We start from the raw sequence: 21,829 nt of genomic DNA, 5'->3' as shown, positions 1-21,829 counted from the left end.
CGAGGGAATCCATGTCACCCCAGATCCCGCATGCGACCCCGATCCCGCACGCGACCCTGCCGGAGAGCCTGCGCTTCTCCCTGCTCTACTCACTTCCCATGATCGTCCGCGGCGCCTTCATCAGCCGGCCCGCGATGGCGCGATGGCTGGCCGCCCTCGACACGCAGGCCAGGGCGCAGCGCTTCTGCATGCGGCTGCGGGTCCGCTACGGCGGCCGGTCCGTCTACTTGCGGGGCCCGACGGGCAAGGCGCTCCTGGTCCTGGCCCAGGACGATGTCAAGCGGGTGCTGACCGCGCCGGAAGCGGAGTTCATGGTCGCCACGAAGGAGAAGCGCAAGGGTCTGGCGACCGTCCAGCCCGACAGCCTGCTGCTCTCGCGCGGAGAGCTGCGCGAGGACCGGCGCCGCTTCAACGAGGCAATCCTCCAGCCGGGAAAGGTGCCGCACGACCTGGGGGCGCGCGTGCGGCAGGTGGTGACGGAGGAACTGCGGGACGTCCTCGGGAACGGCCCCGACATCGTGAACTGGGAACGGCTGAGCGTCCCCTACGACCGGGCGGTCCTGCGGCTGCTGTTCGGTGACGCGGCCCGCGACGACCTGCGGATCCTGGCCACCATCCGCGCGCTGCTCGGCGAGGCCAACTGGCTGGGGCTGCGCCCGTGGCGCAACGGGATCGTCCGCTCGCGCCGCCGCGTCCTGACGGCCGAGATCGATCGGTACGTGGCGGCGGCGGCCGAGGGCAGCCTGATGGGGCTGTTCGCCGGGGCGTACCAGAGCGAGCGGACCTGCCCGGCGGGGCAGGTCCCGCACTGGCTGCTGGCCCTGGGCGGGATCGGCGCCGTGCTGGTCACGCCCGCCCTGGCGCTGCTCGCCGGGCATCCGGAACACGCGGCCAGGGCACGCGCGGAGGCGGACGCCGACGGGGACGGCCTGGAGTTCCTGAGCGCCTGCGTGAGCGAGACCGCGCGGTTGTGGCCGCTCGTCCCCACCCTGCTCCGGCACGTGCCCTCAGACACCCCCTGGCACGGGACCCGGCTCCCCGCCGGGACCAGCGTCATGATCCCGCTGTCCCTGCACCAGCGCAATCCGCAGATCGACCACGCCGACGCCTTCACCCCCGACGCGTGGCTGGACGGGCGGGCGGCGGCGGACTGGTGGATCGCCCCGTTCTCGCTGGGTCCCGGCCGCTGCCCCGGAGCCGAGCTGGGCACCCAGGTCCTGGCCACGGTCCTGGCCACGCTGCTGCGCCAGTACGACTTCACGCCGGCCAGCCCGAAACTCCACCCGGGTGCCCCGCTGCCCAAGACCCTGGACTCCTTCTCCCTGCGGCTGCGCGTCCGGCCCCGCGCGGAGCCGGCGACGTGATCAGGCCGCCAGCTCGTTCCATGGGTACGGCGGGGCCGAGGCGAAGAAGCGCAGCAGCCCCAGCAGCCGGCCGGCCGGCGGGGCGCTCCAGTGGCGTTCACCCGGTCGCGGGGCCGGGTCCGGCAGACGTCCGAGTGCCCAGATGAGATGGAACCACAACACGCGGGCCTCCCACGCCGGCGCGTCCGCGGCGATGCCTTCCCGGCGGTAGCCGTCGAGCATGGCGGGGACGCCGGTCAGGGGTATCTTGGCGAAGTCGGCGGCAGGATCGGCCCACGCGGCGTCGCCCCAGTCCACAATCCCGCCGAGCCGGGACGCCCGCGGGGAGACGAGCAGGTTCTGCGGCGCGACGTCGCCGTGGATCAGCACCCGGGGCGCATCCTCCGGCAGGTGCGCCGAGAGCCGGTCGAAGCAGCGGATGAGCCAGCGGGCCGCCTCGCGGTCGATCCAGCCGTCCCCGGCCAGGCGTTCGGTGAACGCCCACGGGTCCGCCTCGCCGTCGTCCACCGGGACCTCGGGAAGGGCGGGCGCCGGCAGCCGGTGCAGCTTGGCCAGCTCCCGCCCCACCTGGCGCAGGACGCGGTCGGTGCCGGTGGCGGGCAGGTCGAGACGGGCGAGATCCACCCCTTCCGCCCGGGTGAGGACCATGTAGGGCACCTCCACCACCGAACAGCCGGCGTCGAAGGCGACGATCTCCGGCGTGCGCACGCCCGCGCGCAGCGCCACGGGGATGACCGCGGCCTCCTTGACCAGGTCGGCGAGGAACTCCTGCGTCCGGGGGATGCGCAGGACCAGGTCGTCGCCGAGCAGGAAGGAACGGTTGGCGACCCCGTGGGGAAGGGGCCGCAGCCGCGCGGCGGTGCTGCCGTGCCGTTCGGCGATGGCGGCCAGCGTTTCGTCGCTCGTCACGTATTCCGGCATGATCGAGCATGCTGACACGGCCGGCCGGGACCTGTCTCGTCCTTTTCCGCTCTCGCCCTTCTCCGGATATCGGCCGTTGACACCCCGGGCGGCCGCTGTTTGACTCGGCCCGGTGTCAGCGAGATCATCGGCCGCCCTGCTCCCGCGCGAGCCGGGCGTCTACCGGTTCCGCGACCGGCACGGCCGGATCCTCTACCTGGGGCGCGCCACGGACTTACGCAGCCGGGTGCGCTCCTACTGGGGCGACCTGCGCGACCGCCGGCACCTGGCCGGCATGGTCGCCAGGATCGCGCGGGTCGAGGCGGTGGCGTGCGGCTCGGTTCACGAGGCCGCGTGGCTGGAGCGCAACCTGCTCGAAGCCCGTCTGCCCGCCTGGAACCGCAGCGTCGGCGGCGCGGAGACGTGCAATTACCTCGTGGTCGACACGCGGCCACGCACCGCCGGGGTGCGCACGAGTCACACCGCACGGTTCGACGGGGTCACCTGCTTCGGCCCCTACCTCGGTGGTGCGAGGGCACGGCAGGCGGTCTCGGGGCTGCACCGGGCCTTTCCGCTGGCGTACACGCGGGACGGGCTCAGCGCCGCCGAACGCGACATCGCGACCAGGCGCGGCATCGGCCCGCCGGACAGGCCCCGGCTGGCCGCGGCCGTCGTCTCGGCCCTCGACGGGACGGGCACCGGGGCGGCGCGCGAGGCGCTGACCCAGGCGCGCGACCGTGCCGCGGCGGCGCTGGGCTTCGAGCTGGCCGCCCGGATCCAGGAGGAGCTGGCCGCGGCGCTGAGCCGCGTCTGAGCGCGCGGCTTGGATTCGCTATATTTAGTAAATGCTGAATCTGAGTGTGGACGGGTGCGAGCTGCGGTACGACGACAGTGGTGGTGACGGCGTCCCGGTGGTGTTCTCGCACGGAGCCGGGGCCGACCACGTGATGTTCGACGCCCAGCGGGACCACCTGCGCGTGCTCGGACACCGGGTCGTCACCTGGGACCTGCGCGGCCACGGGCTCTCCCGCCCGGCCGGCGCGCCGTTCACCGCCGAGCGGGCGATCGCCGACCTGCGCGCCGTCATCGGGAGCCTGGGGCTCGACCGGCCGGTACTGGTGGGACAGTCGCTGGGCGGCAATCTGAGCCAGGCCCTGGTCCGGCGGTCGCCCGGACTGTGCAGGGCGCTGGTGGTCATCGGCTCGACCTGGAACACCGCGCCCCTGTCCGTCAGGGAACGCCTGCTGCTGAAGGCCGCGGCCCCCTCCCTGTCGATGCTCCCTTCCGGGCGGCTGCCGGGGCTGATGGCCGGCGCCTCGGCGGTGACCCCGGCGGCCCGGGAGGACGCGCGCCGGGCGTTCTCGCAGCTCAGCAAGGCGGAATTCGTGCAGGTGTGGCGGGCTACCGTGGAGTTCCTCGACCCTGATCCCGGTTATCGCACGCCGGTGCCGCTCTGCCTGATCCGGGGAGAGCGGGACCGTACCGGCAACATCGCCACGGCCATGCCGAGGTGGGCCGCCGCCGAAGGCGTCGAGGAGGTCGTCGTGCCCGGGGCCGGGCACATCGCCAATCAGGACGCGCCCGAGGCGGTCAACGCCGCGATCGAGACGTTCCTCCGTACAAGGGGGGCGCTGTGAACGCGGAGCGGCGGCGCGCGTTCGTCACCTCGGTGGGTGATCTGCTCGCCTCGTGGCACCTGCCGCACGCCACCGGCCGCGTCTACGGGCTGCTGCTGATCACCGAACGGCCGTGCACCCTCGACGACATCGCCGCCGAACTGGGGCTGAGCAAGGGGGCGGTGAGCACGGCGGTGCGGCAACTCGACTCCTGGGGGCTGGCCGGGGTGATCCCGCAGCCCGGCAGCCGCCGGCTGCTGGTGGAGGCGGCGGGCGGGCTGGAGACCCTGCTGGAGGCGAGCCACGCCCGTGCCAGGAAGCTCATCGCCGCACTGCGTTCCGGTGAGAACCTGGTCGATCCCGGTCCGGCCCGGGAGCGCCTGGACGACGTGATCGGCCTGTTCGAGGGGTACGTGGACGTGGGCGAGGACCTCCTGCGCCGACGCCGGGGCTGACCTCCGGCCGACTGCTCCCGGCAAGGAAGGCCCGCCTCCGTGCCGCCCGCATGCCGCCTGGATACCGCCTGCGTGCCGCCCCGGGCGGTTCAGGACCGGCTCGCGGTCTCCTCAGGAGTGCGGAGCCTGGCCATGACGCGGTCGAGGGCGGCCAGGTCGCCGGGGTCCAGGGCGAGCAGGGAGCGCGGCGGGCGGGCCAGGATGCGCTCGGCCTCCTCGGCGGCGGCCGCGCCCGCCGGGGTGAGGGCGACGATCTTGCTGCGGCGGTCGCCGGGGGAGACGCTGCGGGTCACGTAGCCGCGCTGCTCCAGGTCGTCGACCATCAGCGTGGTGTACGGCTTGTCGGTGGACAGGTCGGCGGTCAGCTCCCGCATGGTCATCGGCCCCGCGAGCAGCCGGCGCAGCGCCTTGACCCGGAAGAAGCTCATGCCGAGCGTCTCGGCCACCTCCTTGCGGCGGTCCTCCTGCCGCAGGACGAGGTCGTACATGGCGGCCCAGACACGGGCCACCGCCTCCCGGTCGGGGGTGTCGCTCATGTAGTGGCCTCCGCCATTCTGTCGGGAGCGTGGGCGAGCCGTTCGGCGGTACGGGCGGCGCTGCGCCGGGCCCGGCCGGTCGTGGTCAGGATACCGAGCAGCAGAATCGCCAGCCCGCAACCGGCGATGATCCACCAGCCGATGTGGCTGGCCGCGGGGAACCCGGTGGCGAACGGGCCGGCCACCGCCGAGGTGACCAGCGCGCCGATGACCGCGACGCCGAGCGACTGGCCGATCTGGCGGCTGGTGGAGGCCACCGCCGCGGCCACGCCGGCCTGGCTGCGCGGCATGCCGGACACGGCGGTGTTGGTGATCGGCGCGTTCACCATGCCGAAGCCCAGCCCGAACAGCACGTACGCGGCCATCAGCCGCCAGAGCGGCGTGTCCGCCGACAGCCCCGTCATGATCAGGCCGCTGACCGCCATGGCGGACCCGGCCACGAGCAGCGGCACCCGGGTTCCCGCGTTCCCGACGATCCGGCCGGACAGCGGCCCGCAGAGCACGGTCAGCGCGGCCATGGGCAGCGTGTAGAGGCCGGCGTGCAGGGCGGACAGGCCCAGCACGTCCTGCAGATACAGGGTGTTGACGAACAGGAAGCCGCCCAGCGCGGCGAAGGCGCACACGGCGATGACGGTGGCCCCCGCGAACGGCGTGCTGCGGAAGAAACGCAGCTCGATCAGGGGTTCGGCGCGGCGCAGCTCGTACGGCACCAGGCAGGCCAGCGCCAGCGCCGCGACCGCGAAGCAGCCCAGCGTCAGCGGCGACCCCCAACCGGCGGCCGGCGCCTCGATGAAGCCGTACGTCAGGGTGGCCAGCAGCACGATGACCAGCACCTGCCCGGCCGGATCCACCCGGCGCGGGCGCGGCGCGCGAGACTCCGGCACGAACAGCGCGCACAACACGAACGCGGCCAGCCCCACCGGCAGGTTGATCCAGAAGATCGCCTGCCAGCCGGCCGAGTCCACCAGCGCGCCCCCGACCAGCGGGCCCAGCGCCATGCTGATGCCGACGACGCCGCCCCACACGCCGATGGCCCGCGCCCGCTCGCGCGGCTCGGTGAAGGTGTTCGTGATGATCGACATGGCGACGGGGTTGAGCATGGAGCCGCCCACGGCCTGCAGCGCCCGTGCCGCGATCAGCCAGCCCAGGCTGGGTGCGAGCGAGCACATGAGCGAGCCGAGCGTGAACAGCGCCAGCCCCGTCTGGAACGTGCGGCGGCGGCCGACCCGGTCGCCGGTCGAGCCGGCCAGCATGAGCAGGCTCGCCAGCACCACCGTGTAGGCGTCGATGATCCACTGCAAGCCGGAGACGGAGGCGTTCAGGTCGCGGCGGATGGCGGGCAGCGCGACGTTCACGATCGTGTTGTCCAGGCCGACGATGAACAGGCTCATGCAGCAGATGGCCAGGATGAGCATCCGCCGGCGGCGACTCGGCGCGGGGGCGACGGGCAGGGGGCCGGTTGTAGACATATAACTATTATATTCGCATAACTAAATACTCCGTCATAGGGGCGGCAGAATGTCCCGGTCGAAGATGTCGATCGGCAGGTAGAGCGTCACCGTCGGGTTGGGGATAGTCACGATGCAGCTCACCCGGATCTCCACCGGGGCCACGCTCAGGATGACGTACGCCTGCTCGCCGCTGTAGCCCAGCCCCATCAGGTAGTCCACGGCCCGGCGCGCCGCCTCGCGGGCGGCGAAGCTCGCGTCCTGGTGGCCCTGCTCGTCGCCGTCGAAGCAGAAGCCGTTGAACCCCAGGTACCGGTCCGCGCCGAACTGGGCGACGATCGGCGCCGGCCGGACGACGGGGGTGGTGATCCGGTGGCGGGCCATGCCGTCCTCGATCACCCGCAGGCGCAGCCATGTCCGGCCGTCCATCTCCATGGCGTTGAAGCTGCACTCGCCGTCGCCGGCCGACAGGTGGTGGTCGCCGAGCGACAGCAGGCCGCCCGCCACGAAGACCGGGAAGTAGACCTTCGCACCCGCGCCCAGCTTGTTGATGTCCAGGTTGCCGCCGTTCTCCCTGGGCGGCTGGGTGCGCGCCGCCACCCGTGCGGCCTCCTCGCCCAGGCCGCGCAGCAGCGCGTTGCGGGGGTCGGGCGGGAAGGCGCGGCCGTCGGCGTACAGCGGGCGCTCCCGCTCGTGCCAGCGCCGCATCAGCTCGAAGGACGGGGCGACGCCGATCGTGCCCACGTGCGGCTGGGCGGGGATCCGGACGCCGGGGATCTGCGGCGACTCGGCCATGCCGCCCCTGGCGTACCAGGTCGAGCGGTAACCGTCGGGGAAGATCTCGCCGAGCAGGCCGGGCGTGCCGGGCAGGATGTTGGAGAAGGCGACGCCGCTGAGCGGCTCGACGCCCAGCACCTCGGCCACCAGGACGTCGCCCGGCCGCGCGCCGTTGACGTGCACCGGGCCGGTCAGGGGGTGCATGCGCGACAGGTCGACGCGGCGCAGTTCGTCCAGGCCGGCGTCGTCGTGGATCTGGTAGTCGTCGTACGCGGCCGATTCCAGGATCACCTCGTCGCCGGGGTCCACCGTGATCGCGGGCGGGATCTCGGGGTGCCAGCGGTTGTGCCCGATCTCCGGCTGGGCCGCGAGGGGCACGCCGACCCGGCAGGCGAGGCGGGGCACGTTCAGGTAGCGGTCGGTGAAGCGGGACAGCGGTTCGACGTTCATGCTGCTCCAGAGGCGTGAGGGATCACCGCCTCCGACGGTAGGCGGCGACCCCCTGATCACGCATCCGATGAGCGACGGGAGTGAACGGCCCCGTTCGCTACATATGTCGTAAGGCCGAGAGCTTACGTGCCGGTCGCGAGCCAGGCCAGGGCCGCCGTGACCAGGGTCTCGACGCCGGTGGGCAGCGTGGGGAAGATCACCGGGGCGAAGGCGGGGGAGTGGTTGCCCGGCACGTCCTCCGTCAGGCGGCCCTCGCGCCCGGCCCGTTCGTGAAGCTCCGCGTCGGTGCAGCCCAGGCCCCAGAAGACCGAGGGCGCCCCGGCGGAGTCGCCGATGAGGCCGAAGTCCTCGCTGCCCATCAGCGGCTCCATGTCCGTCACCCGGCCGTCACCCAGACGGGCGGCGAGGGTCTGACGGACGCGGGCGGTGGCCTCCGGCTCGTTGACGGTCAGCGGGAACGCGTTCAAAGTGCGCAGCTCGGGCGGGCGCGGCGCGCCCGACGCCTCGGCCTCGGCCCGCACCACGCGCTCCACGCCGTCCAGCAGCCTGCGCCGGACCTCGGGCGAGAACGAGCGCAGGTTGACGGTGATGGTCGCCTCGTCGGCGATGACGTTCTCCTTGTGACCCGCGTGGATCTGGGCCACGGTCAGCACGGCGCGCTCGAACGGCGACACCTCGCGCGACACGACGGTCTGCAGCCGCATGACGGTGGCGGCGGCCAGCACCACCGGATCCACCGTGCGCTCGGGCTGGGAGCCGTGGCCGCCCCTGCCGAACAGGCGGATCTCAAGGCTGTCGGCGGCGGCCAGCACCTCGCCGGGGCTGATGAGCACCGTGCCCGCCGGCTGCGGGAAGACGTGCTGGCCGAGCACCACGTCGGGGCGGCCGATCAGGTCGGACAGCCCGTCCTCCACCATGGCCCGAGCGCCGCCCGCGACCTCCTCCGCCGGCTGGAACAGCGCCACCAGCGTGCCCTGCCAGCCCGCGCGCCCGCCGGCCAGCGCCCCGGCCGCGCCCACCAGGCACGTCACGTGCATGTCGTGGCCGCAGGCGTGCATGAGGGGGACGCGCCTGCCCTCGGCGTCCCGCGTGGTGGCGGTGCTCGCGTACGGCAGGCCGGTCGCCTCGGCCACCGGCAGCGCGTCCATGTCGGCGCGCAGCACCACGGTCGGCCCGTCGCCGTTGCGCAGCACGCCCACGACGCCCGTGCCCCCGACCCCGGTGCGCACCTCGAACCCGGCCGCGCGCAGCCGGTCGGCCGCGATGCCCGCCGTGCGTTCCTCCTGGAAGGACAGCTCGGGGTGCCGGTGCAGGTCACGGTAGAGGTCGGCGAGCTCGCCGTAGGCGGCGTCGTCGAGCCCGTTCATGATGGAGTCGGTCAAAGCGGTCATGCGGCTGCCCGTTCCAGTTCGGTGATCTCTGCGGCGAGTGTACGGCGCGCGTCCTCGGCCTGCCCGGACGTGGGCGGCGTCCGGGGGAATCCCTCGGGCAGCCTGGCCAGCACGGCGGAGTAGAGTGCCGTGCGGCGCGGGGTCCTGGCGGCCTGCGGGAGCCGGAACAGGGCCGTCACCAGGCGGTCCACGCTGCCGGTGTCGAAGACCGACTCCCACGCCTGCCGCTCGGGCCCGGTCGCCGTGAGCGGGGCGGGTTCGGCGCGGGCCGCGCGGGTGGCGGCCTCGTCCACGGCCGGCGCCCCGTCCGGCCCGTCGGCCAGCACGACGCCGTACGTGCGCGCCGCCGCCTCCCGCGTGACCACGCCGCGTTCCACGTCGCGCCGCACCGCCTCGGGATCCCGGGTGAAGGGGTCGCCGTAGCCGCCCGCGCCCGAGGTCAGCAGGGTGACGACGTCGCCGGGGGACAGCGGCAGCACGTCGATCTTGTAGTGCCGGCGCTCGTGCGGCGTGCCCCGGTTGACGATCAGCTCGGTGGGCGCGCCGGGACCCCCGCCGCGCACCCCCCAGGGGCGGAAGCACATCCGCTCCAGCCCCCTGGCCAGCAGCTTCGACCCCTCCCCGAGTACACGGAAGGTGAGCTCAAGCCCGCAGCCGCCGCGCCACCGTCCCGCGCCGCCCGAGTCGGGACGCAGCCGGTAGGCCAGGATCTGGGCGCCGATCTCGGTCTCCACGGTCTCGACCGGGTTGTTGGACAGGTTCGAGATGCCGCTGTCGCGGCCGTCCACGCCGTCGGCGCCCTCGCGCGCCCCCGTACCGCCCACCATGGGTTCCAGCACCTGGACGTTCTGCCGCGCGCCGCGCTGCTCGGCCACCACGACCGGCACCACCAGGCCGCTGGAGGCGGCGGGCAGCACGTGCGGGGCGGCCAGCCCGAGCGCGCCGCCGACCGCGTCGTTGACCCGGTTGGCCGAGGCGTGCCGCACCCCCACGGCAGCCGGCGACACCGGGTTGACCAGCGAACCCTCCGGGGTGGTGACGCTGATCGGCGCGATGAGGCCCGCGTTGAGCGCGATGCCCGGGTCGAGCGTGCAGATCAGCGCCAGCACCCGCGTGGTGATCCAGGCGTGCGGACGTCCCAGCGTCGCGATGTTGAACGCCGCCGCCACCTGCGGATCCGTGCCCGTGAAGTCCAGGTGCAGCGAGCCGCCCGACAGGGTCGCGGTGACCGACAGCCGCACCGGGATGCCGGACACCGCGTCGTCGTCCAGGTAGTCCACGAACCGGTGCGTGCCGTCCCCCAGGCTCGCCAGCGCGGCCCTGGCCCGGTCGGCGGTGTAGGCGACCAGGTCGTCCTGGGCCGCCAGCACCGTACGCACGCCGTGCTGGGCGATGACCCCGGCCAGCCGCTCACGCCCGGTGCGCAGGGCGGCGCGCATCGCCCGGATGTCGCCCTCGTTCGCCTCGGGCGTGCGGCTGTTGGCCGCGATCAGCGCCTCCACGTCCCGTACGGGCACGCCGGCGCGCACCAGCTTCACCGGCGGGATCTGCAGGCCCTCCTGGAAGATCTCGTCGTTGACCGGCGACAGGCTGCTCGGCACCCGGCCGCCGATGTCGGAGCAGTGGATGAACGCCCAGCCGTAGCCGATCAGCTCGCCCTCGTGGAAGTACGGCTCGATGAGCTGGATGTCGGTCAGGTGCGTGGCCAGCCCGCCCGACCGGTACGGGTCGTTCGTGATGATCACGTCACCCGGCTCCAGCGGGCCCGCGGCCTCGACGGCGGTCAGCACGTTCAGCCCGACGAACCCGGAGACGCCCATGCCGCCCGGGTAGGCGGCGAAGCCGCCGTCGAGGCCGGCGAAGGCGCAGCAGAAGTCCGCGGTCTCCTTGACGTACAGGGACCGGCTCGTGCGCTGCAGGGTCAGGCACATCTCCTCGGTCATGGCCGTCAGCCGGTTGCCGACGATCTCCAAGGTGACGGGGTCGAGCCGCACGTTCACGCCTTTCTGAGGTGGAGGTTTCCGGCGCGGTCCACGTCGCCGGACCAGCCGGGCGGCACGACCACGGTGGTGTCGTCCTGCTCGACGATCGCCGGGCCGGTGAGCGTGTCGCCCACGCCCAGCGCCGTACGCTCGTGCACGGCGGCGTCGTGCCATGCGCCCGCCAGCAGGACGGGGCGGCGGGCGGCCGGGGCGGGCCGGCCGGTGCCCGGGGGGACGGCGGCGGGCGGCAGTTCGGCCACCGGGCTCACCACGCCCAGCCGGGCGGTGCCCAGTTCGATGGGGGCCCGCCGGTCGCGGAAGCCGTAGAGGCGCTCGTGCTCGGCGTGGAACGCCTCGGCGATCGTCTCCGCGTTGAGGTCCGTGCCGGCGGGCAGGGGGACGCGCAGTTCGTACGCCTGGCCCGCGTAGCGCATGTCGGCCGCCACGGACAACCGGACCGGGTCCGCCGGGTCGTGCGCGCCGCCGTGTTGTCCGGCGAGCCAGTCGTGTGCCTGCTCCGACAGCTCGGCCAGTACCCCGGCGAGGCGGGCGGCACCGGCGTCGTCCAGGGTGCGGCGCAGGCTGCGGGCGAAGTCGCGGCGCAGGTCCGCGCCCGCCGCGCCCAGCGCGCAGAACGTGGCGGCCGTCGGCGGCACCACGATGTGCGCCACGCCGACCTCCTCGGCCAGCATGGCGGCGTGGGTCGGGCCCGCGCCGCCGAACGGGACGAGCGTGAAACGCCGGGGGTCGAGGCCGCGCTGCGCCATGATCTTCTGCAGCTCGGTCGCCATGCCCGCGGTCGCCACCCGCAACGCGCCCGCCGCGACCTCCTCTGCGCCCGCCGCGAGTTCCTCTGCGTCCCCACCCGATGCGGCGCCTCCACCCGATGCGGCGCCTCCACCCGATGCGGCGCTCCTGTCCGGTGTGGCGTCCCCTGCCGGGGTGGCGTGCTCGCCCAGGGCGATTCCGGACAGGGCCTTGGCGGAGGCGGTGGCGTCCAGCCGCATCCGGCCGCCCAGGAACGTCGCCGGGTCGATCAGCCCCGTCACCAGGTAACAGTCGGTGACCGTCGGCCGGTCGCCGCCCCGCCCGTACGCCACGGGCCCGGGATCGGCGCCCGCGCTAGTCGGCCCGACCTTGAGCACCCCGTGCCCGTCCGCCCAGACGACGGAGCCGCCGCCCGCCCCGATCGCGTTCACCGCGACCACGGGCAGGATCAGCGGCAGCCCGCCCACGGTGGTGTGCGTGGCCAGTTCCGGCGTGCCGCCCACCGTCACCGCGATGTCGCTGCTGGTGCCGCCCATGTCGAAGGTGATGATGCCCGCGATGTCCGACTCGCGGGCCAGCCGCGCCGCCGCGGCCACCCCGGCGGCCGGGCCCGACAGCACGGTCTCGATCGGCCGCTCGGCCGCCGAGCGCAGGCTCATCGAGCCGCCGTTGGACGCGCTGATGAAGATGGGCGCCGACACCCCGAGCCCGCGCACGCGCCGCTCCAGCCGGGCGAAGTAGTCGTCCATCAGGGGCTGGATGTAGGCGTTCAAGCAGGCCACCAGGGCGCGCTCGTACTCGCGCACCTCCGGCCAGACCGTCGCCGAGGCGGTCACCGGCAGGCCGGGCAGCCGCTCGCGCAGGCTCGCCGCCACGTTCTCCTCGAAGGCGGGGCGCGTGTAGCCGTGCAGGACGACCACGGCGGCGGCGTCCGCGCCGCTGTCGCGCAGCCGTGCGGCCACCCGGTCGAGGTCCCCCTCGGACGGCTCGGTCACGGGGTCGCCGCCGGGCCCCAGCCGGGCCGGGATCTCGACGATGCGGTTGCGCGGGACGAGGGGCTCCTCCTTGCCCGCGTACAGGTCGAAAGAGGACGGCATGCGGCTGCGGCCGATCTCCAGCAGGTCCCGGTAACCCTCGGTGACGACCAGCGCGATGCGCGCGCCGCGGCGCTGGATGATGGCGTTCAGGCCGATGGTGGTGCCGTGGGTGAGGCCCGCGACCTCCTCGGGCCGCAGCCCGGCCTGCCCGAGGATGGCCGCCAGCCCGTCCGCGACCGCCAGGGACGGGTCGGCGGGCGTGCTCGGCTCCTTGTGGTGGACGATCAGGCCGCGATCGGGCACGGCGGCGACGAGGTCGGTGAACGTGCCGCCCACGTCGATGCCGATCCGCGCGGTTGACGAGCTCACAATGCCTCCGAGATACGGGCGAAACGGTCGGCCGCCACCATCACGACCACACTGGCGGCCATCAGCAGCGTGGACACCGCGGCCATGGACGGGTCGAGCTGGTACTGCACGGCGGAGAAGATGCGCAGCGGCACCGTGGTCGTGTTGGCGCCCGCCACCAGCGCCGTCACCGCCACCTCGCCCAGGGACGTCACCCCGGCCAGGATCGCGCCGGCCAGGATGCCCGGCCGCAGCAGCGGCAGCGTCACGGTGAAGAACACCCGCGCCCGCCCCGCGCCCAGGCTCGTGGCCGCCCGTTCCAGCACCGGGTCGAGCTGGGCGGCGCTCACCGTGACCGCGCGCACCACGAACGGCAGCGCCACCAGCGAGTGCGCCAGCCACAGCCCCGGCAGCGAGTTGATCAGGCCGACGCCGTGGAAGTAGTAGAGCAGCCCGAGCGCGATGATGATCTCCGGCACCATCAGCGGCGACAGCGCCAGCCCCGTCAGCAGTTTGCGGCCGGGGAAGGAGCCCTGCGTCAGGCCGTAGGCGGCCAGCGTGCCGATCACCACGGTCGTCGGCACGACCAGCGCCACCAGCAACCCGCTCAGCCGGAAGGACACCTGCCAGTCCGGCGAGCCGAGCACCTCGGCGTACCAGCGCAAGGACACCCCGGACGGCGGGAACGCCATCGACCCCGAGGGGTTGACCGAGCTGACGACCAGCACCACGAGCGGCGCGATCAGGAACAGGAAGACGATCGTCGCCAGCGTCATGCCGGCCACGCGCACGGTCCTGTCGTAACCCCGCTCACCCATGAAGCCGCCTCTCCCAGATCCGGAACACGCCCGCCAGCAGCGTCGTGGAGACGATGGTCAGGGCGAGCAACGCGAAGCTCAGCGCCGCCGCCACCGGGTAGTCGAACACGGTCGACACCTGGTCGTAGACGCGGATGCCGGTCAGCGGCTGCGTCACCCCGCCGACCAGCAGCGGCGTGATGTAGATGCCCATGGCCAGCGCGAACACGATCAGCGCGCCCGTGACCACGCCCGGCAGGCTGAGCGGCACCGTGACCCGCAGGAACGTCCTGACCGGGCCCGCGCCGAGCGTCTGGGAGGCGCGGTGCAGGTTGTGGTCCTGGCCGCCGAGCGCCGTGGTCAGCGGAATGATCGCGAACGGCAGCAGCACGTGCGTGACCGCGACCACGACCGCCGGGTAACTGGTGAGCAACTGGGCCGGCTGGTCGCGCAGCCCCGTCGCGACGAGCGCCTTGTTGACGACGCCGTTGCCCGACAGCAGCACCACCCAGCCGTAGGTGCGCACGACCACGCTGGTCAGCAGCGGCGAGATGACGATGACGAACAGCAGGGTACGCAGCGTGCCGGGGCGCCGCCGGGCCAGGACGTAGGCGGCCGGGTAGGCCAGCAGCACGCACAACACGGCGACCAGCAGCGCCGTGGCCGCCGTCTGGATGAGCGAGCCGTAGAAGTACGACTCGGTGAAGACCCGCGCGTACTTGTCCAGGGACCAGCCGGGGAGGGCGGCGTTGAAGGAGTCGGTCGGGCTGAAGCTCAGGCGCAGCAGGCGGACGAGGGGAACCAGGAACATCGCCGCCAGGAAGACGACCAGCGGAAGCACGAAGACCCAGCCCCGCGGCCGCCCCGCCCGGACCGTGCCCGCCCCGCCCGGGGATCCGGCCGTCATCCGGCCCCCTGCTCCGAGCCCGCACCCGAGCCCGTCCCCGAGCCCGCATCCGTCCCCGAGCCCGCACCTGATTCCAGGACGATCACGTCGGCCGGGTCCCAGCTCGCCACCACTGACGTGCCCGCGCCCGGCGGGTCCGCCGCGCCCGCGCCCGTGTCCGGAAGCTGCACGCTCAGCATCCGGCCGTCGGCCAGCCGGACCTCCACGTGCCAGGCGTCACCGGCGAAGGCCCGGTAACCCACGGTGCCCGCGGTACCGGCTCCGGCCTCGCTCAGGCGGATGCGTTCGGGGCGGATCGCGACAACCGCGCGCTCACCCTCCACGAGGCCGGGAAGACCGCCCACCACCAGGCCGCCACCGAGATCGAGGCCGCCCGCCGTCACCGTCCCCTCCAGGACGTTGGCGGCGCCGATGAACTGGGCCACGAACCGTGTCGCCGGCCGCCGGTACACCTCATCCGGCGTCCCGAGCTGCTCGATCCGCCCGCCGTTCATCACGGCCACCCGGTCCGACAGCGCCAGCGCCTCCTCCTGATCGTGGGTGACGAACACCATCGTGGTGCCGATGCGCCGCTGGATGGCCCGCAGCTCGACCCGCATCTCCCTCCGCAACTTGGCGTCCAGGTTGGACAGCGGCTCGTCGAGGAGCAGCACGGGGGGCCTGATGGCCAGGGCGCGGGCCAGCGCCACGCGCTGCTGCTGTCCGCCGGACAGCTGCTTGGGCCGCCGCTCGGCGTACCCCTCCAGCCCGACCAGGCGCAGCGCCTCGCGTACCCGCTCCTCCCGCTCGGCCTTGTCCAGCCGCCGCACGCGCAGCCCGTAGGCCACGTTGGCGGCCACGGTCATGTGCGGGAACAGCGCGTAGTTCTGGAACACCACGCCCAGCCCGCGCCGGTACGGCGGCCGTCCCGTCACGTCCGCGCCGTCGATCACGATGCGCCCGGCCGTCGGCTGGACGAAGCCCGCGATGGAGTTGAGCAGCGTGGTCTTGCCGCAGCCGCTGGGACCCAGGATGGACAGGAACTCGCCCTTGCGGATGGACAGCCGGTCGAGGTCCAGCACCCGCGCGCCCTCGTACCCCGCGGCCAGGCCCTCGATCTCGACGTGCCCGGCCCCGTCCGGGGGCATCTCGATCAGCCGAAGATCTGATTCCATCGCTGCTGCCATTCGTTGAGCTTCGGGGTGGCGACCGCGTAGTCGACCCAGATGAACTTCTTGAAGACCTCGGGCCCGTGCTCCACCCGCTCGTCGAACGCCTCGCTGTAGTCGATGGAGTCGTTCCCGGCCGCGTACCAGGTGCCCTCGGCGAACGGCTTCTGGTTCTGCGCCGCCGTCAGGTAGTCGAGGAACTTGGTGGCCAGCTCGCCCTTCTGGGTGCCGCTGGCGACGAAGTACGAGGTCAGCGCGCCCACCGGGCCCGACTTGGGATAGGTGAACCCGATCGGGGAGCCCGCCTCGGCCATGGCGAAGGCGCGACCGTCCCAGAAGGGCATGATCCAGGCGTCGCCGTTCTCGACGACGGTGGCGGCGTTGCCCGCGTTGGCCGGGAAGGAGGACACACAGTCCTTGAGCGTCTCCAGCTTGGCGAACGCCCGGTCCACGGCGGCGGGGTCGGACAACTTGCCGCCGTCGCTGGTGACCAGGGCGGAGAAGAACTCCAGGCCGGGGTTGTAGGTCAGCGGGGGCAGGGCGATGTGCCCGCAGTACTGCTTGTCGAAGATGTCCGACCAGTCCTGCGGCGGGGTTTTGATCTTGTCCGTACGGTAGAGCAGGCCGGTGGACCCGGTGGTCAGCGGCACGCCGTACTGTTTGCTCTGGTAGGCCGACCTGCCGCTGAGCACGGGGTCGAGCTCCTTCCAGTGCGCCAGCTTCGCGGTGTCCAGCGGCTGGAGCAGCCCCGCGGACGCGGCCGGGAGCGAGGCGTCGGGGGTCAGGGCGATGACGTCGAACGGCGGGTTGTTGCCGCCGGCCGCGCGCAGCTTGGTCAGCCATTCGGCGTTGGCGCCGTACACGAGGTTGACCTTGGCGCCGGTGTCGCGCTCGAACGGCTCCACGAACGACTTCTTGAACAGTTCGCCCCAGGCGCCCGCGAACGCGGTGACCGTGAGCGTCTGCTGCCCGCCGGAACCTGATTGCGTGCCGGTGCCGGAAGTGCCGCCCGTGTCGACGCCGCCGCACGCGGAGAGCGTCAGCATCAGCGCCGCGCCCGCTCCCGCCAGGAGAGTGCGTCCGCCCTTCATCATGTCCTTCCCATCGAGGCCGGCCAAGGGCGCGGGGCAGGGCACGGCTGGGCACCGCGCTTGCCGCCGAAAGCACCGTTCAGCTCGACGACCATGTCATCACCCGGGGCACCCCGCCGCGGTCGGGAGGGTTGCCGTCCAGCAAGCCGGGGCTTCGCACTGGACTCGTGACATAAGCGACTATACCAGTCGGGTTTACCCGCAATAACGGTTCATCCCGATTGTCCGGTTCCACTGACAAGTGTAGGCCCTTGGCTTTTCTTCCACCTGTCAGGGTCAGGGTCGGTAGTCTGTCCGGCTGGACGATCATGAGGGGGACGTCGAACGTGGACAGCGTCGAGATCGACGAGGGCCTGGTCCGCTCCTTGCTGCGAGAGCAACATCCGGACCTCGCGGAGCTGGCCATCCGGGAGGTGGCGGGCGGCTGGGGCAACCAGCAGTGGCGCCTCGGGGACGAACTGGTCGTGCGCATGCCGCGCATGGAGAACGCCGCGCAGGACCAGCACAAGGAGCGCCGCTGGCTGCCCGTCCTGGCCCCGCGCCTCCCGCTCCCGATCCCGGCCCCCGTGCGGATCGGCGAGCCGTCCGCGCGTTTCCCGAGGCCCTGGACCATCATGACGTGGGTTCCCGGTGAGCCGCTCGACCTCGTCCCGATCACCCGCGGCGACCACGCGGCCGACACCCTGGCGGCCTTCCTCAGGGCACTCCACGTGCGGGCGCCCGCCGAGGCGCCCGACAGCACGGACCGCGGCGGTCATCCCAAGGAGTGCACGGGCGGATTCGAGCGCTTCCTGCGAGATGTCACCCCTGGCGACGCCGCCGACGTCCGGGCCGTCTGGGACGACGCCGTCGCGGCCCCCGAGTGGGCGGGCCCGCGGCTGTGGCTGCACGGTGACCTGCATCCGGCCAACGTCGTCGTCTCGGACGGAACCCTGTCGGGAGTGATCGATTTCGGGGACCTGTTCGCCGGCGATCCGGCGTGGGACCTCGCCGCCGCATGGGTGCTGCTCCCCGCCGGCGCGGCCGCACGGTTCTTCGAGGCGTACCCGCGTGTGGACGAGGCGACGATCAGGCGCGCCCGCGGCCTGGCCGCACTGAAAAGCCTGTTCCTCATGGCCATGGGCCAGGCCGGCGACCGCGGCCTGCCCGGCGGCAAACCGGCATGGGGGCCTGCCGGCCGGGCAGCGCTCGATCGGGTCCTGACGTTCACCGGGCGGTAGGCGAGAGCGGCCGGCCGCCGTCGATGATCAGGGCGTCACTGGCCGATGGCGGCCTGTGGCCCGGCGTAGGTACGCACCAGGCCGGGCACGTCGGCGGCCGGGTGCGCCGTGTAGGAGTAGAAGGACGACGGGGTGAAGGCCGAGCCGCCGGTCTCCCGCTGGCCCGTGCAGCTCACGCAGACGCTGCCGCTCTGGCGCAGCTGGGCGGCGTCGTCGCGGTAGTACGGGTCCTTGACGTTCTCGAAGTAGCTGTTCTCCAGCACCATCTTGGTCGCGCCACGCGAGTAGTTGCCGTAGCCGGTGATGTTCTGCAGGTAGTTGTTGTACAGGTGGGCGTAGGCCACGTTGTCGGTGGAGGGGTTGCGTGAGGCGTTGTCGCGCAGCCAGTTGTGGTGGATGGTCATGCGGGAGGTGACGTTCGAGGTCCAGCCGATGCCGAACGCCTTGCGGCTCTCGGCGATGACGTTCCAGGACACGGTCAGGTACGAGGTGTCCTCGCGGCTGTCGATCAGGCCGTCGTTCATCCGCGTGATGTGGTTGTGGTCGATCCACACGTGGTGGGCGCCGTCCATCTGGATGCCGTCGTAGTCGTAGGTGTCGTCGCCCGGGTCGTCCTCGGGCATCAGGGTGTCGCGGATTGTCAGGTTGCGGATGATGATGTTCGAGACGCCGTCCAGGAAGAAGCCGCCGCCGACGATGGTGCCGTTCCTGCCGACGCCGACGATGGTCTTGTTGGAGGCGACGCGGATCTCGTTGCCCTTGGGGCTGGCGTTGAGGGTGGCGTTGACCCGGATGACGTAGGGCTGGCTCGCGGTGGCGTACCGGACCAGGTCGGCGTACGTCGTCACCGTGACCGTCTGGCCGGCGGCGCCGCCCGTGGTGGTGCTCAGCCCGCTGCCGCTGGTGGCGGCGAAGCCGTCGGGGGAGTTGGAGTAGGGCCCGCCGGGCGGGGTGCCGGTGGCGGGGTTGAAGCGCCACTGCGTGCGGGCGATGTCGGAGCACGCCTCCTGCACGATCGGGTTGTTGCCCGCCGTGGAGCCGTCCTTGTTGCCCACGCACAGGTTGCTGTGGTTGCTGCGGATCAGGTAGCGGTCGGCGTTGCTCGACGGGGTGAACGTCCAGGTCTGGTTGGTGCTGGCCCCGCAGCTGAACTGCCACAGCTGCACGCCGCTGACGGTGGAGTAGTCGGGCACGTCCACACATCGCCCGCTACCGACGTTCACCAGCCCGTACGCACCGTTCTGCGCCACCACCCTGAACTGCTGCGCGCCCGCGGACGCGTCACACGCCACCTGCGTCAGCACCGCCCGGTTGTCGGTTCCCGCCACGTTCGCACACTTGCCGCTGGAGGCGTTCACCAGCGTGTACACACTGTTCGCCACCGGCGCCGCCGCCTGGGCCGGTGGCACCACCAGCCCGGTGAACAGCGCCGCCACGGCGGCCATGAAAAGGGTTCGTCTCATCGATGGGCCTTTCTAGAAGACGGGGTTCCAGCCGTCGGAGCCGGACAGATAGCGCTGCGGGGTGTAGGTGGCCGCCTGCGAGTCGCTGAGCTGCGGCCGGTTGCTGTTGGTGCCGGCGCCCGAGCCGGTGTTGCGGTACTCCAGGAAGCGGGCGTTCTTCCAGGAGTTGGTGGACATGTCGGTCCACGGCTGCGAGGTGCGGATCGTCCCGCTGAGCGTGGACTCCCGGTAGAGCACCTGCGCGTCCGGCCGCCACGGACGGCCCAGGGTGGTGTTGTTGCTGCCCGAGCCGGTGATCCGGGAGCGGTAGAACAGGAATCCGTAGGTCTTGGCGGCGGCGGTGCTGGCCGCGGTGATCGGCCCGCCGGTGCTGCGCTTCTCGTAGATGTCGCAGTTGTCCAGCACGAACGTGCCGCCGCCGAAGATGAAGTCGACGGTGCCCTCGACGTAGGAGCTCTTCATGTACGCCCGCGCCGAGTCGTCCACCAGCAGCGTGTCCTGGTCGCCGAGCACCCGGACGTTCGTCAGCGTGCTGCGGTCGCCGCCCAGCCGCAGCGCCACGGCCTGGTGACCCTCGGGCGTGGAGCTCTCGTCGAAGTCGTTGGAGACGGTCAGGTTGGTCAGCGTGGCGTCCCTGCCGGTCACGTGGGCGGTGAAGCTGCCGGAGGTGCCGTGCGTGTACGCCGACCGGTTGTTGACGATCACCGTCGCCGACGGCCCCGAGCCGAGACCCTGCAGCGTCACGTACGGCTTGTTCAGCGTGACGACCTCCCGGTAGGTGCCCGCCTTGATCGTGATGACATGCCTGCCGGTGTTGCCGGACGGCACCGCGTCGATCGCGGCCTGGACGGTGCGGTACTGGCCCGTGCCGTCGGCCGCCACGGTCGCCGAGGTCCCGCCGCCGGAGGTGGCGTTGAAGCGCCACTGCATGCGGGCGATGTCGGAACAGGTCTCCTGCACGATGGGGTTGTTGCCGGCGGTGGAGCCGTCCTTGTTGCTCACGCACAGGCCGCTGTGGTTGCTGCGGATCAGGTAGCGGTCGGCGTTGCTCGACGGGGTCAGCGTCCAGGTTTGGTTGGCGCTGGCCCCGCAGCTGAACTGCCAGAGCTGCACGCCGCTGACGGTGGAGTAGTCGGGCACGTCCACGCACCGTCCGCTGCCGGCGTTGGCCAGGCCGTACGCGCCGTTCTGCGCGACCGCCCTGAACTGCTGGGCGCCGGCGGACGCGTTGCAGGCCAGCTGCGTCAGCACGGCCCTGTTGTCGGTGCCCGTCACGTTGACGCACTTGCCGCTGGAGGCGTTCACCAGCGTGTACACACCGTTGGCGACCGGCGCCACGGCCTGCGCGGGCGAGACCGCCAACCCGGACAGCAACGCCGCCAGGGCGATCACGAGGGCAGGCCGTCTCATAGTGGCCTCCCTGGTCGGAGTAGAGGTCCTGGACGCATTCGGGACATGACCGATCTCCTTGTCGGGGAACGATGGAACGGGCGGAACCGGGAAACTCGCGGTGGGGGCTTGATGGATCACCGATCGGTAGGGCGGAGCGAAACACGGTCCGGTCAGGCCGGTCAACGAGTCGATCATGGAGATGGCGGGTGCGCCGCCACGGGCAACACGCGGACCTGCCGGTTCTCGGGCGGATCCGCGTCCTCCCGGCGTGAAACTTTCACTTTTCTCGCGAAACCGGATTTTGATACATCCGATCTATGGGCGAAAACGCCCCGTCCGAATTCCTGCCGCTGCTGCTCGAATCGCCGTGACAAGCCAAAACATCGGATGCAGAATCTTGTTCGGTAGCGCGAATCGTGCCGCGCGAGGCGCCCTGTTCCCTTGGAACGGCCCATCGTGTATGTACCGAAATTTTCGGATTTTCGGCTAGCCGCGCTGGTGGTGGGCTTCCCACTCCGCCGCGGGCATGGCGCCGAGATCGCAAGAGGCGCTCAAAACGGGTCAGAAGGAGGCGCCGGGTATGGCCGCGCCCAGAATGGGGCGGCGAAGGTGCGACGGGCTCACCATGACGCCGGTGACGCGGCCGGCCATCGTGGCCCGCGCCTGGTTCCCAGAGGGCGAGCGGTCTTGCCGCTCGCCTGCCGGCATTCTCCTTCACAACAGAGGCTGGGAAGTAGGG

18 protein-coding genes and 1 riboswitch are annotated in these 21,829 nt (G+C 72.3%); of the genes, 5 read left to right on the top strand and 13 right to left on the bottom strand.

Annotated elements, in window-relative coordinates:
• Positions 1-11 precede the first annotated feature (11 nt).
• Positions 12-1,364 carry a cytochrome P450 gene (locus tag AB0I81_RS30920; RefSeq protein WP_360663541.1) on the top strand — a complete coding sequence of 451 codons (1,353 nt, stop codon included), beginning with the start codon at positions 12-14 and terminating at the stop codon, positions 1,362-1,364.
• On the opposite strand, the gene AB0I81_RS30915 is transcribed toward AB0I81_RS30920, so the two are convergent.
• Positions 1,365-2,285 (bottom strand): aminoglycoside phosphotransferase family protein, encoded by a 921-nt coding sequence (locus AB0I81_RS30915; protein WP_360663539.1) that lies wholly within the window; start codon positions 2,283-2,285, stop codon positions 1,365-1,367.
• Positions 2,286-2,397: 112 nt separating this feature from the next.
• Between AB0I81_RS30915 and AB0I81_RS30910 the strand changes: the two genes are divergently transcribed.
• From AB0I81_RS30910 to AB0I81_RS30900, 3 genes are read left to right on the top strand one after another with little or no spacing between them, the layout of a single operon-like run.
• A complete protein-coding gene (locus AB0I81_RS30910; RefSeq protein ID WP_360663537.1) occupies positions 2,398-3,078 on the top strand; it encodes a hypothetical protein in 681 nt (226 codons plus the stop codon).
• Positions 3,079-3,109: 31 nt separating this feature from the next.
• Entirely contained in the window at positions 3,110-3,901 is a 792-nt protein-coding gene (locus AB0I81_RS30905; RefSeq protein WP_360663535.1) for an alpha/beta hydrolase, read from the top strand.
• Positions 3,898-4,335: a MarR family transcriptional regulator gene (locus AB0I81_RS30900; protein WP_360663533.1), complete on the top strand. Its 438-nt coding sequence runs from the start codon at positions 3,898-3,900 to the stop codon at positions 4,333-4,335. Before AB0I81_RS30905 ends, AB0I81_RS30900 begins: the two co-directional genes overlap by 4 nt.
• A gap of 89 nt (positions 4,336-4,424) precedes the next feature.
• Here AB0I81_RS30900 and AB0I81_RS30895 read toward each other — a convergent pair whose 3' ends face one another.
• The 10 genes from AB0I81_RS30895 to AB0I81_RS30850 form a co-directional block, all read right to left on the bottom strand.
• A complete protein-coding gene (locus AB0I81_RS30895) occupies positions 4,425-4,871 on the bottom strand; it encodes a MarR family transcriptional regulator (protein WP_360663531.1) in 447 nt (148 codons plus the stop codon).
• On the bottom strand, positions 4,868-6,340 hold the full coding sequence (locus AB0I81_RS30890) for an MFS transporter (RefSeq protein WP_360663529.1): 1,473 nt from the start codon (positions 6,338-6,340) through the stop codon (positions 4,868-4,870). Before AB0I81_RS30890 ends, AB0I81_RS30895 begins: the two co-directional genes overlap by 4 nt.
• A 33-nt stretch (positions 6,341-6,373) precedes the next feature.
• A complete protein-coding gene (locus tag AB0I81_RS30885; protein WP_360663527.1) occupies positions 6,374-7,546 on the bottom strand; it encodes an acetamidase/formamidase family protein in 1,173 nt (390 codons plus the stop codon).
• Positions 7,547-7,668: 122 nt separating this feature from the next.
• Positions 7,669-8,937, bottom strand: coding sequence for an amidohydrolase (locus AB0I81_RS30880; protein ID WP_360663525.1), 1,269 nt, complete (start codon positions 8,935-8,937; stop codon positions 7,669-7,671).
• Positions 8,934-10,931, bottom strand: coding sequence for a hydantoinase B/oxoprolinase family protein (locus AB0I81_RS30875; protein WP_360663523.1), 1,998 nt, complete (start codon positions 10,929-10,931; stop codon positions 8,934-8,936). Before AB0I81_RS30875 ends, AB0I81_RS30880 begins: the two co-directional genes overlap by 4 nt.
• Before the next feature lie 2 nt (positions 10,932-10,933).
• Complete coding sequence (locus AB0I81_RS30870; RefSeq protein WP_360663521.1) at positions 10,934-13,093, bottom strand: hydantoinase/oxoprolinase family protein; 2,160 nt, start codon at positions 13,091-13,093, stop codon at positions 10,934-10,936.
• Positions 13,090-13,890, bottom strand: a complete 801-nt coding sequence (locus AB0I81_RS30865; protein ID WP_360663519.1) for an ABC transporter permease — start codon at positions 13,888-13,890, stop codon at positions 13,090-13,092. Before AB0I81_RS30865 ends, AB0I81_RS30870 begins: the two co-directional genes overlap by 4 nt.
• Positions 13,883-14,776, bottom strand: coding sequence for an ABC transporter permease (locus AB0I81_RS30860; protein WP_360663517.1), 894 nt, complete (start codon positions 14,774-14,776; stop codon positions 13,883-13,885). The genes AB0I81_RS30865 and AB0I81_RS30860 overlap by 8 nt, the downstream gene beginning before the upstream one ends.
• Positions 14,773-15,930: an ABC transporter ATP-binding protein gene (locus tag AB0I81_RS30855; protein WP_360663516.1), complete on the bottom strand. Its 1,158-nt coding sequence runs from the start codon at positions 15,928-15,930 to the stop codon at positions 14,773-14,775. Before AB0I81_RS30855 ends, AB0I81_RS30860 begins: the two co-directional genes overlap by 4 nt.
• Positions 15,909-17,018, bottom strand: a complete 1,110-nt coding sequence (locus tag AB0I81_RS30850) for an ABC transporter substrate-binding protein (RefSeq protein WP_360663514.1) — start codon at positions 17,016-17,018, stop codon at positions 15,909-15,911. The genes AB0I81_RS30855 and AB0I81_RS30850 overlap by 22 nt, the downstream gene beginning before the upstream one ends.
• Before the next feature lie 48 nt (positions 17,019-17,066).
• Positions 17,067-17,188: riboswitch (SAM riboswitch) on the bottom strand.
• A gap of 135 nt (positions 17,189-17,323) precedes the next feature.
• Here AB0I81_RS30850 and AB0I81_RS30845 point away from each other — a divergent pair.
• Positions 17,324-18,235 (top strand): aminoglycoside phosphotransferase family protein, encoded by a 912-nt coding sequence (locus AB0I81_RS30845; RefSeq protein WP_360663512.1) that lies wholly within the window; start codon positions 17,324-17,326, stop codon positions 18,233-18,235.
• Between the two features lie 35 nt (positions 18,236-18,270).
• Here AB0I81_RS30845 and AB0I81_RS30840 read toward each other — a convergent pair whose 3' ends face one another.
• Together AB0I81_RS30840 and AB0I81_RS30835 are read right to left on the bottom strand one after the other, a co-directional pair.
• A complete protein-coding gene (locus tag AB0I81_RS30840) occupies positions 18,271-19,698 on the bottom strand; it encodes an RICIN domain-containing protein (RefSeq protein WP_360663511.1) in 1,428 nt (475 codons plus the stop codon).
• A 12-nt stretch (positions 19,699-19,710) separates the two neighbouring features.
• Positions 19,711-21,108, bottom strand: coding sequence for a pectinesterase family protein (locus AB0I81_RS30835; RefSeq protein WP_360663510.1), 1,398 nt, complete (start codon positions 21,106-21,108; stop codon positions 19,711-19,713).
• Positions 21,109-21,829 lie beyond the last annotated feature (721 nt).

Source organism: Nonomuraea sp. NPDC050404 (assembly GCF_040655495.1).
GTDB lineage: Bacteria > Actinomycetota > Actinomycetes > Streptosporangiales > Streptosporangiaceae > Nonomuraea.
This window is presented reverse-complemented; position numbering and strand designations above follow the sequence as displayed.

Excerpts from the sequence above, each read along its gene's own strand:
- AB0I81_RS30920 (WP_360663541.1), top strand. The coding sequence starts at position 12 with ATGTCACCCCAGATCCCGCATGCGACCCCGATCCCGCACGCGACCCTG.
- AB0I81_RS30915 (WP_360663539.1), bottom strand. The coding sequence starts at position 2,285 with ATGCCGGAATACGTGACGAGCGACGAAACGCTGGCCGCCATCGCCGAA.
- AB0I81_RS30905 (WP_360663535.1), top strand. The coding sequence starts at position 3,110 with ATGCTGAATCTGAGTGTGGACGGGTGCGAGCTGCGGTACGACGACAGT.
- AB0I81_RS30895 (WP_360663531.1), bottom strand. The coding sequence starts at position 4,871 with ATGAGCGACACCCCCGACCGGGAGGCGGTGGCCCGTGTCTGGGCCGCC.
- AB0I81_RS30890 (WP_360663529.1), bottom strand. The coding sequence starts at position 6,340 with ATGTCTACAACCGGCCCCCTGCCCGTCGCCCCCGCGCCGAGTCGCCGC.
- AB0I81_RS30885 (WP_360663527.1), bottom strand. The coding sequence starts at position 7,546 with ATGAACGTCGAACCGCTGTCCCGCTTCACCGACCGCTACCTGAACGTG.
- AB0I81_RS30880 (WP_360663525.1), bottom strand. The coding sequence starts at position 8,937 with ATGACCGCTTTGACCGACTCCATCATGAACGGGCTCGACGACGCCGCC.
- AB0I81_RS30865 (WP_360663519.1), bottom strand. The coding sequence starts at position 13,890 with ATGGGTGAGCGGGGTTACGACAGGACCGTGCGCGTGGCCGGCATGACG.
- AB0I81_RS30860 (WP_360663517.1), bottom strand. The coding sequence starts at position 14,776 with ATGACGGCCGGATCCCCGGGCGGGGCGGGCACGGTCCGGGCGGGGCGG.
- AB0I81_RS30855 (WP_360663516.1), bottom strand. The coding sequence starts at position 15,930 with ATGGAATCAGATCTTCGGCTGATCGAGATGCCCCCGGACGGGGCCGGG.
- AB0I81_RS30850 (WP_360663514.1), bottom strand. The coding sequence starts at position 17,018 with ATGATGAAGGGCGGACGCACTCTCCTGGCGGGAGCGGGCGCGGCGCTG.
- AB0I81_RS30845 (WP_360663512.1), top strand. The coding sequence starts at position 17,324 with ATGAGGGGGACGTCGAACGTGGACAGCGTCGAGATCGACGAGGGCCTG.
- AB0I81_RS30840 (WP_360663511.1), bottom strand. The coding sequence starts at position 19,698 with ATGAGACGAACCCTTTTCATGGCCGCCGTGGCGGCGCTGTTCACCGGG.
- AB0I81_RS30835 (WP_360663510.1), bottom strand. The coding sequence starts at position 21,108 with ATGAGACGGCCTGCCCTCGTGATCGCCCTGGCGGCGTTGCTGTCCGGG.